The following is a 16,490-nucleotide window of genomic DNA, read 5'->3' as shown; positions in this document are numbered from 1 at the left end:
CTTGTTGCACTTGTTTTTTTATATAGAATATCACCGCCCGGTCACAGCAAAGTTGCAATCCGCTTTTCAACCTACTTGCCATAAAAAAGAGCCTTTGCGGCGGTACCGGCAAAGGCACGAGAACGAGAAGCTTTTCAACCGGATCCGATTATTGAGCGTGGGGTGAGTTTGTGACAGGGGAGGGTTCGTCATTCCAGGGAGATCCGTCTGCGGTTGCGTGATCAATCCAATATAAGTCGTCAAAGTCTTTCATACCAATCACCTCTGATTTTTAGTGTTGTGATGCATGTGGCAATACGCGAATTCTCGGGAAGCATCAACCTTGAGTCCACCTCCTGTTTACTCTTATGTCTGAATAATATTTTGATTTGTCTGACTTTTCAACTAATTATGTCACAATAGATTACATGGAATCGCACGTCGCCACACAAGATGGGGCTGTCCCAAAGCAGGTAATCTACTTTTGGGACAGCCCCATCGAATTGCAATAGTTGATTAACCAAACTTGTAAGTAATCCCGTAACCGCCTTTCGGATATACCCACTCGATGTTATAAGCGGGACAACCGAGACGGCAGGTCCCACATTCAATGCAGTTTTCAAACGCTACGGATGTATGGTCCCCTTCCCATTCATACACATCCGCCGGGCAGAAGTGGGTGCATTCCTTGGTCGTGCATTTCATGCAAACATCCTGATCGACGATGATCAGATGCGATTGCTCATCCACTTTGTAGCGGATGGTAAACAATTTCTCTTCAATCGTTGCACTCATCCGTTAATCGCCCTCCATCCTTTATACCCGAGTTTCAACATTTCCCACGATCCGCCTGCCGCTTCTTTCAGTCGCTTAATCGCATAGCGCTGTTTCTCCGCCTTGGAAACGCCGTTTACAAGGAGCATTTCATAGGCTGCATCATTCAGCGCACGCGGCATGCTTTCAAACAGCACCTTCGGATCGATTTCATTCAGGAGGCTGTGCAGCCCCTGGTACTTCTTAAGATCCTTATGAATGAACGACTCCTTCACCTTGGCGTCATAGAGACTCAAGGTTTGTCTGGAATAGTCACCGACTTTCTTCGCCTCGATAATCGCTTCGGCCGCGTACCGCCCGGATGTCATTGCCAGGTTGGTTCCTTCCCGGTGCACAAAGTTGACGAGTTGGGCCGCATCCCCACAAATGACCCATCCGTTTCCGGACAGCTGGGGAACCGATTTTAAGCCGCCTTCCGGAATCAAGTGGCCTGCATATTCTTTTGTTTCCCCGCCTTGAATCAGCTTGCGGATCGTCGGATGCTTCTTGACGCCTTCCAGCAGTTCATACGGCTTGATTTTATTCTTCTTGAGGTCGGAGACCATGACACCGATCCCGAGCGAGAGAGATTCTTTATTGGTATACAGGAATCCGAGACCGGTCATTCCCAGTGAAGTTTCACCCACGAACTCGATCGTGACCCCTTCGTCTCCTTCCAGATTGAAGCGATCCATGATTTTTTCTTTCGGCAGGAAAATTTGCTCTTTCACCGCGAGCGACACTTCATGCGGCAGCCATTCCTTGTGGACTCCGAGCGATTTTCCCAAGAGCGAGTTGACACCGTCGGCGATTACGACCACATCGGCAAACAGATCGCCATGTTCCCGGTCTGTCCGGACGCCTACCACTTTGTCGCCTTCCCGGATCAATTCCAGCGCAACAGTCTCATACACCGGGATCGCTCCGGCCTGTTCCGCCTTGGATGCAAACCACTGGTCGAACTTCACCCGCATTCCTGTCCAACAGTTGTAAGGCTCTTTGAACGCTTCGTTTCGATGGCCGAAGGTTACGACCGACTCAGGCCCAAGTACCCACAGCCGCTGTTCTACGATATGCCGCTCGAGCGGAGCTTCTGTCCAAAATTCAGGTATGATGTCCTCCAACTGTTTCCGGTAGAGTACTCCGCCAAAGACGTTCTTCGCCCCCGGGAATTCTCCCCGTTCCAGCAGTACTACCGACAGACCGGCTTTGGCCATGGTAAGCGCCGCAGCCGCTCCGGCTGGTCCTGCTCCAACAACAATCGCATCGAATTTCATCGTCATACCCGGATGCCCCCTTCCTCGTTTGCAGCAGTGTTTGCAGCTGCGGTTTCCTGTTGAAGGAACGAAAGCCCGCGGCGTTTGCGAACCTCTTCTGTTATCGCAGGAACGATTTGGAACAAGTCCCCTACTATACCATAATGCGCAACCTTAAAAATCGGTGCGTCCGGATCCCGATTGATTGCAATAATCAAGCCTGAGTTCTGCATCCCCACAAGGTGCTGAACCGCACCGGAAATGCCCACCGCGAAGTAAAGCTTCGGTCGAACCGTATACCCGGTCTGTCCCACCTGGTGTTCGTGTTTGATCCAGCCGGCATCGACAGCCGCACGGGAAGCGCCTACCACCCCGCCTAATTCATCCGCCAATTCTTTGAGCATTTTGAACGGTTCCGGTCCTCCAAGGCCGCGGCCCCCCGCGACAATGATTTCCGCTTCTTCGATGTTAATCTTTGACTGATCTTGAATAAAATCAAGCACTTTTGTCGCAATTTCCGCTTCGTCCATCTCGAATTCTACGTGTATGATTTCCCCTTTACGGGAAGTGTCCTTCGGCAGCGCCTCAAACACTCCCGCTCTGGCGGTCGCCATTTGCGGACGATACTGTTTGCACAAAATCGTCGCCATCATTTTCTCGGAAAACGCAGGACGGGAAGCGAGAAGCAGACGACTCGGGTGCGGTTCAACGTCAAGCTCCGTGGTGTCGGCCGTTAATCCGGTGGGAAGGTGAGTGGCAATCGCCCCCGCCAAATCACGACCGGTCGCCGTTGCTCCGAAAAGCACAATTTCCGGCTTTATATCATGAATCACTTTCATAGCTGCACGGGAATATGGACGGGTCCTATAGTTTTGCAGTTCCTTCGCGTCACACACATAAACCCGGTTAGCCCCGTACGCAATCGCTTCTTCCGCAAGATGCTGGACGTTATAACCGATTACAAGTGCCATCAAATCGACTTCCAGCTTATCGGCAAGTTTTTTCCCCTGCCCCAAGAGCTGCCAGCCAACGCTCTTCGCAACTCCCTCGCGATGCTCAATATATACGAGGACACCTCGATACGCCGACCAATCCGGCATATCATCGACAGGCTGTTTTTTCACTTCTTCCGCCATTTCATTCCGCCCCCCTTATCCTTTAGCCTTTTGATCCCAACCGAAACGGGCCGGCAGGTCTGTTTGCCAAAGTTTGTCGACCAATGTAGCCGCTTTCACCTGAACATCGCGACCATCGATCATTTCCGTATTGGCTGCTTTTTGTTCAGGGACCCATGATTTGGCTACGATGGTCGGGGATCCTTTCAGACCGATTTTGCTGCGATCCAGGTTCGGAAAGTCCTGGGTGGTCCAAACGGTCGGTTTAAATTGTGCCGCCCGGAGCATGCCGGGCATCGGAGCACGGCGAACTTTATTCAGCTCTTTCAGAGCGGTCATCAAGACGGGCAGCTTGGTCTCTACCACTTCAACCCCGTCTTCCAAGTGGCGGTGCACGGTAATTCGGCGTGTGGCCATATCAATTCCCACCACTTTTTCCACATAGGTTAATTGTTCAAGATCAAGACGGCATGCAATTCCGGGTCCAACCTGTCCGGTATCTCCGTCCAGGGTTTGTTTCCCTGTGAAAACGATATCAACCGGCCCCCAAGTCTCTTCCACTTTCTTGATGGTTTCCGCCAATACATAGGAAGTGGCCAATGTATCGGCACCGGCAAATCCTCTGTCTGTAACAAGCACTGCATCATCAGCACCAAGCGAAATACATTGTTTCAACGCTTTTTCCGCCGGAGGAGGCCCCATACAGATCACTGTAATGCGTCCACCATATTTTTCACGCAAAACCAATGCCTCTTCCAATCCATGCAAATCATAGAAATTCACAATTGCAGGCACACCGATTCGTATGAGGGTGTTTGTCTTGGGGTCGATGCGGATCTCACGGCTGTCGGGAACCTGTTTCACACACACAACAATGTGCAGCATCTCTTTCTCCTCCCCTTTCCTTAACTAAGGAAAAAATGGTACTGAATCTCCTACTTCTATTCTATTGTGAAAATAGGAACATTTGTCAACAGATAATTCTGCCTATTGTTAATAATTAAAAAACACTTGTCCTCCAGCACTCTCGTATTTTGTTATGATTTCCCGCGCCTCCAGCCCAACTTTTTCCAATAATTGATTTCTCATCATGCTCCAGAACAAACTGGGTGACGCAGCAGGAACCATCTTATCCTGAATCACTTTCAAAGAATTGCTAAGCCGATCGATTCGCGACTGCACAACTTCCCCCAACTGCCCAAGCTCGCATTGGTACATTTGGCAGAAGAGATTTGCTTCTTTCCGATTGGGGATTGCCAGCAAATAGGGCCATAAAGTCCGTACTTCCTGATGCATTTTCAGCTCCGTTTCCAGATAACGAATCGCATAGATCAGCTTCTGGTCAACACTTGCCTGCAGGAAAGTTTTTGCGCAGAGAAGCTTCTCCAACGCATTTTGTTGCAAAACTTGCTTGACTTCATGACAACGATCCACCAGCGAACACGCCATGCCCATCCCCCTATCGTATCTGTTGTCTACTCTATATTTACTCCTCTCTCGTTACACTTTCCTCCTTCATTTCAGAATCAAACGAAAGCCTTATCGCTCCGGAAGGCAAAATGGTCGGCTGCCGTAAGCAAACTGAAGCGGTTTTGCATCTACTAGCATAAGCAACCTGCAAAGGGGGATTGAGGTGGACCAACAAACCGCCCTGTTGATCCGTTGGCTGGTCGCGTTCCTGATTATTTTCCTGCTTGTGATGCTGCTCGTTTTTTCGCTTGTGTCCGGAAAAAAGCCCGTTCTGCAATACTAGAACGGGCTTTTACACATGATACATACAGGAAAAATTTCAGGAGGGGGAAATGGGCTTTTGACACGCAGCCGACATCGCTATCTATGGTTTGCAGTTGGAGTAGTGCTCGTTACCATTTTTGCATACACATTCTTCCGCCCCTTTGCAGCCGACCTGCTGCGGCTTGCAAAAAAAATTCCTCCTCAACCTCCGTTTGCGATTGGAGATCGAACTTTAATTGTCGCTCCACACCCCGATGATGAAACTTTGGGTGGGGCGGGCGTAATTCAGAGAGCTCTCGCAGCAGGCAAGCGGGTAAAAGTGGTGATTATGACCAACGGGGACGGATTCAGGAGGGCAGCAGAAGAAAATTTCATGACAATAGAGCCAGGTCCGGATGACTTCCGAAGATTGGGACAAGCCCGTCGTCTGGAATCCCTGAACGCTTTGAAGCACTTTGGCGTACCGGAAGCAAACGTTGTCTTTCTGGGGTATCCCGATGGCGGAGTGAACAGTCTATGGGAATCGGACTGGGATTATGACCATCTGCATAAAGGATTGAATGGCAGTGTACGTTCACCTTATGACTTCAGTTATGAAAAAAATGCACCCTATTGTGGAGAGAATGTCTTGAAAAACCTCTCGGAAATCTTTCGAGAGTTCCAGCCGACAGACGTGGTATATCCCGATCCGAACGACCAGCACCACGATCACTGGGCGACCAGTGCTTTTGTAAAATATTTGCTTACGGAACAAAACTATCAGGTGAGAGAATGGACCTATCTGGTTCACCGGGGGGATTTTCCGGTGCCGTGGAGATACGAGCCTTCCCTGCCTTTGCACCCGCCTCATGTTTTGGCAGGCTTGGACACCCATTGGATTTATATCCCCGTGACGGAGCAGGAAGAGACCAAGAAAAAAGCAGCCATTGACAAATACGCGACCCAAACGAAAGTCATGGGTCCCTATTTGCATGCTTTTGTACGGGCGAATGAACTGCTGGGCACCTACAAAGACCCGGTTCTTCCCACCGTTTCAGGCACCCCTGATTTCAGCGATCCGAACAGGCTGCCCTACACCCTTTTCTTCGATGCTTACGCGGATACTTTCAGACGTCAAGTGGAACGTCAGGCCGACATAATGGCTGTCGGTGGCGTTCTCACCAATGAAAAGTTCCATATTGGACTGGAAACCGGCGGGCCGATCAGTCCACAAGTGATGTACAATGTCAGAATCCGCATCTTTCAGCCGACAGGTGTGAAAAGGCTGGACTTGACCGTGCAAAACTCAAAAGTGTCCGCCAGAAAATATGCGGGGAACAGTTTGGATCTTCCTTCCGGTACAATCGTGCAGGTGCAGGGGAACAGACTGTGGATCTCCCTGCCCCGTGACTCGATTGACGGGACAACATCCCTTTTGGTTGCGGCTGACACATTCATTGAGGTGGAACGAATCGATAAAACGGCATGGCGGTTGATAAAACTGACGAAATAACAAATGAAGAAGAACATATCGTATAATACAAACATGCATGTAATATAAACATGCATGTAATATAAACATGCATGCAATTGTCCCGTAGATTCGCTCTAACGATTCTGCGACTCCATTGCGGCGAGGGAGGAACACGATTGATTCAGGATAAAGTTTTGTATTTTATAGACCATTACGGATATCTCGGATTATTTGCCGCACAAGTCCTGGGAATCGTCGGGATTCCTCTGCCCGACGAGTTGTTAATGACATTTGCCGGGTTTCTGGTTTCAAAAGGGGAGCTCCGTTTCCTTATTACGGTACTGGTTGCCTTCGTGGGAAGTATTCTCGGAATGTCGCTCAGCTACTTTATCGGCCATCAATTCGGGCTTCCTCTTCTGGAAAAATACGGCCGGAAGATTTCGATTACTCCTGAAAAGCTGCAAAAAGCGGAGCAATGGTTTACCCGCTTTGGCAAATTCACGGTAACATTCGGATATTTTGTTCCGGGTATCCGCCATTTCACTGCCCTGTCGGCAGGTGTGAGCAAGTGGCCTTACCGAAATTTTATTCTTTATGCTTTGCCAGGCGGTCTCTTCTGGGTTCTAACTTTTGTTACCATCGGTTTTTATTTGCAGGAACATTGGCGGGTTTTTTCGGAAGCCCTTCACCAATATATGTGGGTATTGGTCCTTAGCGTCCTGCTTTTCTTGGTAATAGGATGGGGCACCCGCCAATTGATGAATAAAAGAAAGGCAAAACTATAAGCTTTGGTCTATTTCTTCGCTCTGAACTCAACCGTGAAGACGGCTCCACCGTTCGTGCCGTTATCGGCTTTTATTATGCCGCCGCTTTTTTCAATGATCGCGCGCGTAATCGCCAGTCCAAGGCCGGTATCTCCATCCTTGCCCCGGAAAAATCTTTCAAATATCCGTTCTTTGTCTCCCTCACGCAATCCGGGGCCATCATCCTCAACCGTAATCCGAACGACTGAATCAAAGCTCGCGAGCTCCACTCTCACTTGAGAATTCGCATGACGAATCCCGTTGCCGATCAGGTTTATGAAAGCCTGAATCATTTTGTCAGGGTCAAGCATCAACCGTTTGTCCAGGTCACCGTGCAAGTCAATCTGCACACCTTTTTGCCGGGCCAGGCTTTTTACCCGATCGATGCTTTCCTGCAAAATGAGTTTCAGGTCTACAGGCTGCGGATCAAACATTCCCTCCAAGGTTTCGAGCTTGGACAGGTAAATCAATTCATCGACCATTTTCTTCAACCGCTTGCTCTCGGTTGAGATTGCATCCAATCCTTTTTCCGCATCAGCCCCTCGAAAAATTCCGTCGCGAATTCCTTCAGCATACCCTTGAATTGCCATCAACGGCGTTTTTAATTCATGCGAGGCGTTTTGAAGGAATCGTCGCTGCCCTTCATCATATTTCTTCAATGCCACGGTCATGTCGCTAAACGCTTTCGAAAGCTCCTCCAATTCGTCTCCCGTCTTTACGATCTGAGGCGGAGTAAAATCCCGGTTCATCAGCCTCATCACCGCTTGCCTCAGATTCTGCAAGGGACGGGTCAAGGAACGCATCATGATATAAGCGACGATCAGCATCACAATCGCGGTAATGACGAAACCTTTTATCAGGAGCATGACGACTTCACGCGTTGCGCTGCGAATGTGCTGCAGTTCGGTGAAAAGCACCACTGCATGTGTCACCTGGCTGCCCTTTCCCAAATCCATTGGCAAAGCAACATATACAATGTCTTTGCCCTTTACTTGTGCCTCGCCTTCGATCCCTCTCCCTTCATAGACTTCCGATACGGGGAAAGGAGAACGGTTCAACTTCACGATATCTTTTGAACTGGAAGCAATCACTTGTTGATTGCTTTTCTGAACGATGAAATAATCGCTTTCAATTGTGCTTAGCGCGATTTTTGTTATTACCCGTTTTTTAATTGGGTCGATTACAGCCGCTTGGTCCGCACCCATAAGCTCGATCAGATGGCCGGCTTCGGTTCGCAGGCTTGATTTGGCTTCCTCCACCATATAATTTTTTATGAATGCGTTAAATAAGACACCGGATACTGCCAACGTGACACCAATTAAAACGAGATAAGTCAGAACCAGTTTCTTTCCGATCGAACTTTTCATGGTTTATCCTTCCAATTTGTAGCCGTAGCCCCATACAGTCTTAATCTCAACGGTTGAATCGGCCGCTTTCAGTTTCTTTCGCAGACGTTTGACGAGATCGTCGATCGCCCGTTCATCCCCTAAGTATTCGTACCCCCACACTTGATTTAACAACTGCTCTCTTGTAAAAGCTCTGTTGCGGTTCGCAACCAAAAAAGTCAGCAGTTCGTATTCTTTTGTGGTAAAGGGAATCTCCTGATCGTTCTTCACCACCCGCCGCTGATCAAGATGCAATGCCAAATCCTCAAAACGGATGACTTGCTGTTTGCTTTCTTCCGTCCTTTCGGATTGGAGGGAATTGATTCGACGAAACATCGTTTTCACACGTGCCACAAGTTCCCTGGGAGAAAAAGGCTTTGACAGGTAATCGTCAGACCCCATTTCAAATCCCACAATTTTGTCCACTTCCTCGTCTTTCGCAGAAACCATGATGATGGGAACCATACTCTCGGAACGAATCTTCCGACACAATTCATATCCGTCAATTCCGGGCATCATGATATCTATGATAAACATGTCCGGTTCCCCCTGCTTCCACGCTTCCAAAGCGGGTTGGGCACGCCCGAATGTGCGAACCTGATACCCTTCCGCCTGCAGGTACCGCTCAATGATTTCCCTGACTTTCTCGTCGTCATCCACTATAAAAATCGTTCTCGTTTGTTCTTCTGTCATCATGGGTCACCACTTTCCATTGTACCATGAAGCAATCTTATTTTTTCGGGTCGTGATCATCTTCGGTGATAGAGCGCATGGAATCCTTGAATTCACGGACTCCCTTACCGAGAGCCCGTCCGATTTCGGGCAATTTGTTGGGGCCAAACACAATCAGTGCCACGATTAAGATAAGAATCAAACCGGGAATTCCGATATCTTGAAACATTCTTGTTCCTCCTGCCTATTTTCAGGTATAAAAACTTGCATTCGGTAAGAGAAACAGCCGGCACTTCCCGCCAGCTGTTTCTTACATCTATCCTTTGAACGTTACCGCCTGCTTTCCTAATTGCTCCCAAGCGGCGATAAACGATTGTCGATCAACCGCTTTCCCGGCTGTCCCGTCCTGAGGATCATTAATGTAGACATGATTGGCGTCAAACCCCACAAGCAGTACTGCATGCTCGTCAAAAGTGGCGGTAACAGTTCCATGTGGCCCGGTCCACTTCACCCAGGAAGATGTCGGTTGAAATTCAACCGTCGCCCAAACCAATACAGGCTTTCCGGAGGCTACCCGCGACAAAACCTCATCAAATGGTTGTCCAGTGAGGTCCTCTGCCCCTTCTGACAAAAGAGTGTCTATCAATTGGGCGACCGGTCCGTGATAGACTCCATATCCCGGACTTTCACCCGTGATGTCTCCAACGAACCCTGAATTGGGATCTCCCCACGAAATGATAGTGTCGTCTTCATCCTCCTGCAGTGGTGTTCCATCCTTCGTGATCCAGTATGCCAGTTCGTTCTTGTCAAACGGATGCCCGGCAGCCGACAGCAGCATGGAAAGACTTGTCACTTCACAGCCATTGTACAGTTCAGCTTGTGACTGTGCCGGCACTCGGATGAGAATTTTACGATTCTGATCCTGGGGCGGAATTTTGGAAACATCCTGTGGGACATGACGAACCGCTTCCTCTCCTGAAGAGGGAAACAAGAGATCCGCGTTTACCTGCATTTTATGAACCAATCCGGTTATCCCAATACTCAATGCCAGTGCAAAGAATAAATTTCTTCTCTTTTTCATGATCATTCTCCTTCCCCAGGAGTGGTGCAGATGGAAGGAGAGGATGGCGGGCATTCTCTCCGGGAACGGGAATGTCGTTAGCGTTACTTCAAGAGCTCCTGTTTGGCCTGAATGATCTTTTTCTCCAATTCAATGGCCTTGTCGAGAACTGCCATCAGCTTGGCTTCATCGCCCTCTTTCTTGAATTGGGCCGCTTGTTTCAGAAGCTCCCGCTTTTCATGCTGCATTTGCTTGAGATGCTTGAACACGTCAGAACGGGCATCTTTCAGGTCTCCAAACTTCTCCTTCATCGACTTGCGGACTTCCTTGATCTTTGCAAGATCGTCTTTGATCGAGTCGCGCTTCGCCTTAATCCGCTCTTCAAGATCCGCAATGCGTTTCTTCAACTCTTCCGCTTTTGCTTCATCCTTGTTCTTCTTTGCTTCTTCCACCTGCTGCTTCAGTTCCTTTACCTGCTGATGGAGGGCTTTCACCTCTTCCATCACCGCTTTTACCCTGTCGCGAACCTCTTGACTGATTTCGCCCTTCTTATCCTTGACGGCTTCTTTTTTGTCCTTGTACTTCTCTTTCAATTGCTGATTCAATTCTTTTTCCTGCGCTTGCAATTCTTTCAGGACTTCGTATTTGTCTTTCGCGACATTGCTTTGTTCCGTCTTAACTGCCGCTCCGGTTTGGGCAAATGCGGATCCACTGAGCAAGAGCATCGCAACTCCCAATGATGCGGCTATCGGCTTCCATTTCATGTTCAACACTCCTTAGATCGGTTTTTATGTGATCCCTACCCTCATGTCCCAGTCTAACCAAAAATTGTGGAATAATTGTGGAAAGGTTGCAGGAATTTGGTAGGATTAAGATGCAGCAGCATGAAGAGGAGATTCTCGCTCAAGAAGGACCTATTTTGCTGGTCAAAAATAAATATCCCACCCTGGAAGACACATTTCAAACCGTAGTAATCGAGACCGACGATTGCGACTCGGAACTGTCAACCTATTCAAGAGAACATCTTCATAAACTGATTCGCTTCGGCGTTGAAAAGTGGTTGGAAATGGAAGCATCCGGGGAGTTTACATCGGTCATCTTTTATAAAAATCACGGACCGCTTTCCGGAGGCTCGATTCATCACCCTCATATGCAGATCGTCGGGCTAAAGCATATCGATTATCGACAGCATGTGAGGGCGGAACATTTTGAAGGCTTGGTCATTGACAGACGAAATGGGGTCGAGTTTAACATCTCAACTGCTCCACGGATGGGATTTTTTGAATTCAATGCCAGGCTGCCCGAAATGGGGCAATTGAATCAGATGGCCGACTATATCCAGATAGCTGCCCGCTATGTGCTGAACCACTTTAATAAAAATTGCAACAGCTATAACCTATTCTTCTACCAAATCGAAGGCCGGATTTTCGCCAAAATAGTCCCCCGCTTTGCTGCTTCCCCGCTGTTTGTAGGCTATTCGATCCCGCAGGTGTCGGACCGACTGGAGGAAGTGGCAAGGGACATACAGGGGAAGTATTTGCCCGCTTCACAACTGACAAGATAAATTCAAACGCTCCCGGAGAATCCCCCGGGAGTGTGTCACATCAATTTATGGAGAAAGCGCCCAATAACCGTTTGCCCTGCTGAAAAGCTTCATACACCTGGATCTTCGTGCCCGAACTGCTGTATCGTGACCAAGTAAGATTATTGAAAGTGATATACTGGTCACCGTCACCGAGAACCGGAACAGCTGCATTTGTGCTGGTTCCGACAGCATACCGGGTTTGCGCCACCGATTGACCGTTTCCGTCCACAACTTCAAAAATCAGTTCGGTTGCGTTGGGAAATGCATTGACATTGTCGGTTTTAGAGGTTTTCACATGGAGCTTGTACACCTGTGTGTAGGCTTTGTAATCGTAACTCCATGAACTAATTGAACCCAATTGAACCTGATAAGGTACCAAGTCAAAAGTAGGCGTGTCGTATCCCATATAAGAGGTACCGTTGGCTGCGGAACTCTGTAAAGGAACAGTTGCCCAAGGCTTAATCTTAGCCGGATACGTACTAAAATCAACCTTTGTAAGCTGGAACGTCAGATCGCTTTCCGCGACCCCTTTGGGCACAGTTGTGTAATACTGAAGAACGCGGGTCGTTTTGGGATCAATTTGGTAGTCGGACCCCTGCGGCACGTAAAGAGTTCCAGTGTATTGCGTACCGTCGCGATGGGTGAACGACGATTGGTAAGCTCCGAAACTGAACGGCTTCGTATCATCGTTTCGGACAGCAACCGACACCTTGACCAAGTTTGTATCTCCCGTGTCATACAGTACGGAATTCAGCGGTGTGAAAGTTACAGGCACGTTCTGTTCCGGTCGGGCAGACTGCCCTATCGGCAACGCCGGAGCTGAACCAACCACCGGTTTGCTGCCGATAAAGACGGTGCGGGTTGTCCCTTCCCATTCCACAGGGTATCCTAACGCCTCCGACACATATCTCACAGGGACATAGGTAGTTCCTTGATATTCTAAAGCTGCAGGCACTTGCGCAATCCCGTTCCAGAAGCTTCCGCCAGCCGGCGTTTTATCAACGCCGTTCATCATCAGCTTGACGTTTGAAATCGCCACCTGCAAACTTTCCGCCCCCGCGACAATCGGGGCAGTGGCTACACTGCCGGCAGCCATTCCGCATAGCAACCATAATACCGGTTTTTTCATTGGATTTCCCTCCATCTATTCATAACGCAGTGCTTCAATAGGCTCCAAGCGAGCCGCTTTTCGCGCGGGGAATACCCCAAACACGATGCCGATCAGGCCGGAGAATCCAAACGCTGTCAGGACGGCGCCGATCGAGAGTGTGGTCGCAAAATTCATCACCCGCCCCAACCCGAACGATCCGACCGCGCCGAGAATAATTCCGATGATGCCGCCGATTAAACTCAACACAATCGCTTCGATCAAAAACTGCACCAGCAGATCCCGCTGTCTGGCTCCCAACGCTTTCCGGATCCCGATTTCCTTTGTCCTCTCCGTTACGGATACCAGCATGATATTCATCACACCAATCCCGCCGACGATGAGAGAGATCGCGGCTACACCGCCCAGAAACAGCGTCAGAGTCTGTGTAATTCCCTGCGATGCGCTGAGAATGTCAGCCTGGTTCGTGATCATAAAGTCATCCGGCTGATTTGCTGTAAGATGGTGGGCTTTCCGCAAACTTCTCCTGACTTCAATACTGGCCTGCTCCATTTGATCAGCCGATTTTGCCTCTATTAAGATGTTTCGAACATTGTCAGTCCCAACCAATCGCTGTCTTGCGGTTTCAATCGGTATCAAGATCGTGTCATCCGTGTTCTGAAGGCCGCTGCTGCCTTTACTTTCCATCACGCCGATGATTTGGAAGGGAATTCCATTGATTCGAATCGTCTCTCCCACGGGGTTTACGTCTGCGAATCCAAACAGATTTTGCACCACCGTCGTCCCCAGAACAGCGACTTTGGCTGCACCGTTCTGCTCGTTCTCATTAAAAAATCGGCCAAACTGTGTATTCGCAGCCCGTACTTGCAAATAATCGGTCGTTGTTCCCGTAATTTGGGTCGTGGTGTTGCGCTGTTGATAAACCACTTGCACGGACCGCGACGTAATAGGTGCAACCCCTTGTATGGCGGGGGACGATTCTTGAATGACAGCCACATCGCTTATTTTCAAAGTGTTCGAACTTCCGACTCCCATGGAGACACCGCCCGAACTGGCCTGTCCCGGCTGCACGATCAGCAAATTCGAACCCAAGCCTTGGATTTGATTGGTCACATAGGAGGTTGCACCTTGCCCGATCGACACCATGACGATAACGGAAGAGATCCCGATAATAATCCCCAGCATTGTCAAGGTGGATCGCAATTTGTTTGCAACCAAACTCTGCAGAGACACCCTGATAGATTCGTAGAAATTCATGCGGTCCCCCCCTTTGCGCTCATCACAAAGCGGCGGTTCGATACCCTACTGTCACTGGCAATTCCGCCATCCCGAAACCATACAATCCGCTTGGTATGCTCGGCGACATCCGGTTCATGCGTAACGATGACAACCGTATGCCCCATCTCATTTAACTCTTGAAAAATGGCCAGGATCTCCTCGGTAGTCTGACTGTCCAAGTTACCGGTCGGTTCATCCGCCAGAAGGATCGCCGGATCATTCACCAACGCTCTGGCTATCGCTACGCGCTGCTGCTGACCGCCGGATAATTCGTTCGGGCGATGATTCATCCGATCGGCCAATCCCACGATCTCTAAAGCGCGAATCGCTTTTTCCCTGCGAATGGCAGCCGGAACCCGAGCGTACAGCATCGGCAGCTCCACATTCTCTAACGCAGTATTGCGCTTCAACAAATGGAAGGATTGAAAAATAAACCCGATTTTTCGATTGCGAATGGCTGCCAACTCATCATCTGTTGCCATGCTGATATTGATTCCATCAAGGACGTACTCTCCCGAGCTCGGCTTGTCAAGACAGCCCAATACGTTCATCATAGTCGATTTTCCGGACCCGGAAGGTCCCATGATCGAGACGAATTCCCCTTTTTCAATATGGAGATCCACTCCTTTCAAGGCGTGAACCTCCACATGCCCCGTGCGATAAATCTTGTGAAGGTCGCGTAATGTAATCATCAATGCACCCTCCCTTAACGGTTCCGTCCGCCGCTGCCACCGCCGCCGAAGCCTCCGGCACCCCGCCCGGCGCCGCTGCCAAAAGGATTGCCTTGCACACTCGATTGGGGGGCCGACTTTGTGCCAAGTACGATTTTTTGTCCTTCTGTCAGCCCGCTGCGGATCTCCACAGACGTTCCATCGTCTAGGCCGGTTGTGACATCGGTCGGGACAGGATTCTCCGAACCGGATTTATAAACAAGAACCGTCCGTTTATTGCCGACACCGCGGATGGCTTCACTCGGAACCGTCAGGACTTTATCCCGTTTTTCAATCAGAATTTTTGCCGATAGGCTTTGGCCGATCATGAGACCTGAAGTGTCACCGGTAAACGAGAGTGTGACAGCAAATGTAGTTACATTATTCTGGGTGGTTCCGACAGGCGCAATTTGCAGAACGGAAGCTTCAAACCGCTTCCCCGGCAAAGAGTCGGCAGTAACAGTTGCTGTCTGCCCCACTTTCACCAAGCTGATGTCCGCTTCGTCAACCGGAACGACCAGCTGGGGAGCGGAATCGGTTGATTGCAGAGACAGCACCGCTGCCGTTCCTCCTATTTGTTCCCCTTCATGCGGATTCACCGCAGTCACCACACCGTCAAACGGGGCGATCATCGTTGCTTGCGCCAGGTTGTTCTCCGAAGTTGCCAAAGCGGCTTGGGCCTGCTCTACAGCTGCTTGCGCCTGTGCCAGGTCGCTTGCGGTGGGCGGCTGTTTTTTGCTGTTTAATTGGGTTACGGCGGAGTCATAAGCTGCTTGTGCCGTTCGAAGCGCATTTTCAGCGGTCATGAGTTGTGTCTGCGCTTGCGTTGTATTCGACTGAGCGCTTATGGCGGCAACATAATTTTTATTTGCCTGATCGAGCTGAGCCTTCGCCATTGCGATCTGCACCGAGTCACCCGTTTTGCTTACCGTATCATAATGGGTTTGGGCCAACGAGAGCTGATTGGCCGCCCCTTGGACCTGGTTTTGCAAATAGCTGGAATCAGCATTTTGCTTGGCAAGCTCAAGATTTCGCTTAGCATTTTCCAGATCCGCCTGCGCACGGGTGATCTGGGATTGCAGGCTGGCCAAATCCCCCTCCGACAGACCTTGCTGCAGAGAATTCAGTTTGGCCTGGGCACTTTTCAGGTTAGCTTGTGAGGACGCCACCTGGTTGAGCAAGACCGATTTGTCCAGTTCGGCCAGCACCTGGCCTTTTTTTACCGTGTCGCCTGCTTGAACTTTGAGGCTTGCTATGCGTCCGGCCGTGCCGAAGCTCAAATTGACAATACTCTTGTTTTGAAGGGTGCCGGTGGCGGTAACGACTTTTGTTACGCTGCCGACCTTGGCTTCCCCAATCAGAAAATTGCTGGCAGCCGAGGCGGAAGATCTTTTGGCATAGGCGTAATACCCTCCACCGCCGCCCAACACGAGAACTGCGACACTTGCGATCAGAATCATTCTTTTCTTGCCCGTCACTTGTTTACCCTCCTATCATCGAATTCATAGATCATAGGATAGCATCTGTTTATGAACAGAA

Annotated in this window: 17 protein-coding genes; 3 read left to right on the top strand and 14 right to left on the bottom strand. The window is 49.7% G+C overall.

The window, feature by feature from the left end:
* Positions 1 to 495: 495 nt before the first annotated feature.
* From ACFO8Q_RS11625 to ACFO8Q_RS11605, 5 genes are all read right to left on the bottom strand, one after another.
* Positions 496 to 774: a ferredoxin family protein gene (locus tag ACFO8Q_RS11625; RefSeq protein WP_380025943.1), complete on the bottom strand. Its 279-nt coding sequence runs from the start codon at positions 772 to 774 to the stop codon at positions 496 to 498.
* A complete protein-coding gene (locus ACFO8Q_RS11620) occupies positions 771 to 2,075 on the bottom strand; it encodes an FAD-dependent oxidoreductase (protein WP_380025942.1) in 1,305 nt (434 codons plus the stop codon). Before ACFO8Q_RS11620 ends, ACFO8Q_RS11625 begins: the two co-directional genes overlap by 4 nt.
* Positions 2,072 to 3,184: an electron transfer flavoprotein subunit alpha/FixB family protein gene (locus tag ACFO8Q_RS11615; RefSeq protein WP_380025941.1), complete on the bottom strand. Its 1,113-nt coding sequence runs from the start codon at positions 3,182 to 3,184 to the stop codon at positions 2,072 to 2,074. Before ACFO8Q_RS11615 ends, ACFO8Q_RS11620 begins: the two co-directional genes overlap by 4 nt.
* A gap of 15 nt (positions 3,185 to 3,199) precedes the next feature.
* Positions 3,200 to 4,048: an electron transfer flavoprotein subunit beta/FixA family protein gene (locus tag ACFO8Q_RS11610; protein ID WP_380025940.1), complete on the bottom strand. Its 849-nt coding sequence runs from the start codon at positions 4,046 to 4,048 to the stop codon at positions 3,200 to 3,202.
* A 108-nt stretch (positions 4,049 to 4,156) separates the two neighbouring features.
* Positions 4,157 to 4,612, bottom strand: coding sequence for a hypothetical protein (locus ACFO8Q_RS11605; protein ID WP_380025939.1), 456 nt, complete (start codon positions 4,610 to 4,612; stop codon positions 4,157 to 4,159).
* 361 nt (positions 4,613 to 4,973) lie between these two features.
* On the opposite strand from ACFO8Q_RS11605, the gene ACFO8Q_RS11600 reads away from it, so the two are divergent.
* Both ACFO8Q_RS11600 and ACFO8Q_RS11595 read left to right on the top strand, forming a co-directional pair.
* Positions 4,974 to 6,389, top strand: coding sequence for a PIG-L deacetylase family protein (locus tag ACFO8Q_RS11600; protein ID WP_380025938.1), 1,416 nt, complete (start codon positions 4,974 to 4,976; stop codon positions 6,387 to 6,389).
* Between the two features lie 137 nt (positions 6,390 to 6,526).
* Entirely contained in the window at positions 6,527 to 7,135 is a 609-nt protein-coding gene (locus ACFO8Q_RS11595) for a DedA family protein (protein ID WP_380025937.1), read from the top strand.
* Positions 7,136 to 7,143: 8 nt separating this feature from the next.
* Here the strand turns inward: ACFO8Q_RS11595 and ACFO8Q_RS11590 are convergent, their stop codons facing one another.
* From ACFO8Q_RS11590 to ACFO8Q_RS11570, 5 genes are all read right to left on the bottom strand, one after another.
* Positions 7,144 to 8,520, bottom strand: a complete 1,377-nt coding sequence (locus ACFO8Q_RS11590; RefSeq protein WP_380025936.1) for a sensor histidine kinase — start codon at positions 8,518 to 8,520, stop codon at positions 7,144 to 7,146.
* Positions 8,521 to 8,523: 3 nt separating this feature from the next.
* On the bottom strand, positions 8,524 to 9,231 hold the full coding sequence (locus ACFO8Q_RS11585; protein WP_380025935.1) for a response regulator transcription factor: 708 nt from the start codon (positions 9,229 to 9,231) through the stop codon (positions 8,524 to 8,526).
* A 37-nt stretch (positions 9,232 to 9,268) separates the two neighbouring features.
* Positions 9,269 to 9,439 (bottom strand): twin-arginine translocase TatA/TatE family subunit, encoded by a 171-nt coding sequence (gene tatA / locus ACFO8Q_RS11580; RefSeq protein ID WP_380025934.1) that lies wholly within the window; start codon positions 9,437 to 9,439, stop codon positions 9,269 to 9,271.
* An 87-nt stretch (positions 9,440 to 9,526) separates the two neighbouring features.
* On the bottom strand, positions 9,527 to 10,291 hold the full coding sequence (locus tag ACFO8Q_RS11575; RefSeq protein ID WP_380025933.1) for a C39 family peptidase: 765 nt from the start codon (positions 10,289 to 10,291) through the stop codon (positions 9,527 to 9,529).
* A gap of 83 nt (positions 10,292 to 10,374) precedes the next feature.
* Positions 10,375 to 11,034 carry a hypothetical protein gene (locus tag ACFO8Q_RS11570; RefSeq protein WP_380025932.1) on the bottom strand — a complete coding sequence of 220 codons (660 nt, stop codon included), beginning with the start codon at positions 11,032 to 11,034 and terminating at the stop codon, positions 10,375 to 10,377.
* Between the two features lie 110 nt (positions 11,035 to 11,144).
* On the opposite strand from ACFO8Q_RS11570, the gene ACFO8Q_RS11565 reads away from it, so the two are divergent.
* A complete protein-coding gene (locus ACFO8Q_RS11565) occupies positions 11,145 to 11,834 on the top strand; it encodes a DUF4931 domain-containing protein (protein WP_380025931.1) in 690 nt (229 codons plus the stop codon).
* Positions 11,835 to 11,874: 40 nt separating this feature from the next.
* Here ACFO8Q_RS11565 and ACFO8Q_RS11560 read toward each other — a convergent pair whose 3' ends face one another.
* From ACFO8Q_RS11560 to ACFO8Q_RS11545, 4 genes are read right to left on the bottom strand one after another with little or no spacing between them, the layout of a single operon-like run.
* Positions 11,875 to 12,984, bottom strand: a complete 1,110-nt coding sequence (locus ACFO8Q_RS11560; protein ID WP_380025930.1) for a stalk domain-containing protein — start codon at positions 12,982 to 12,984, stop codon at positions 11,875 to 11,877.
* 15 nt (positions 12,985 to 12,999) lie between these two features.
* A complete protein-coding gene (locus ACFO8Q_RS11555) occupies positions 13,000 to 14,220 on the bottom strand; it encodes an ABC transporter permease (protein WP_380025929.1) in 1,221 nt (406 codons plus the stop codon).
* Entirely contained in the window at positions 14,217 to 14,933 is a 717-nt protein-coding gene (locus tag ACFO8Q_RS11550; RefSeq protein WP_380025928.1) for an ABC transporter ATP-binding protein, read from the bottom strand. Before ACFO8Q_RS11550 ends, ACFO8Q_RS11555 begins: the two co-directional genes overlap by 4 nt.
* Before the next feature lie 14 nt (positions 14,934 to 14,947).
* A complete protein-coding gene (locus ACFO8Q_RS11545) occupies positions 14,948 to 16,429 on the bottom strand; it encodes an efflux RND transporter periplasmic adaptor subunit (RefSeq protein WP_380025927.1) in 1,482 nt (493 codons plus the stop codon).
* Positions 16,430 to 16,490 lie beyond the last annotated feature (61 nt).

Origin of the sequence: Effusibacillus consociatus, assembly GCF_042652925.1 — a bacterium.
GTDB lineage: Bacteria > Bacillota > Bacilli > Tumebacillales > Effusibacillaceae > Effusibacillus > Effusibacillus consociatus.
The sequence above is the reverse complement of the archived record's forward strand: the minus strand, read 5'-3'. Positions and strand labels throughout refer to the sequence as shown.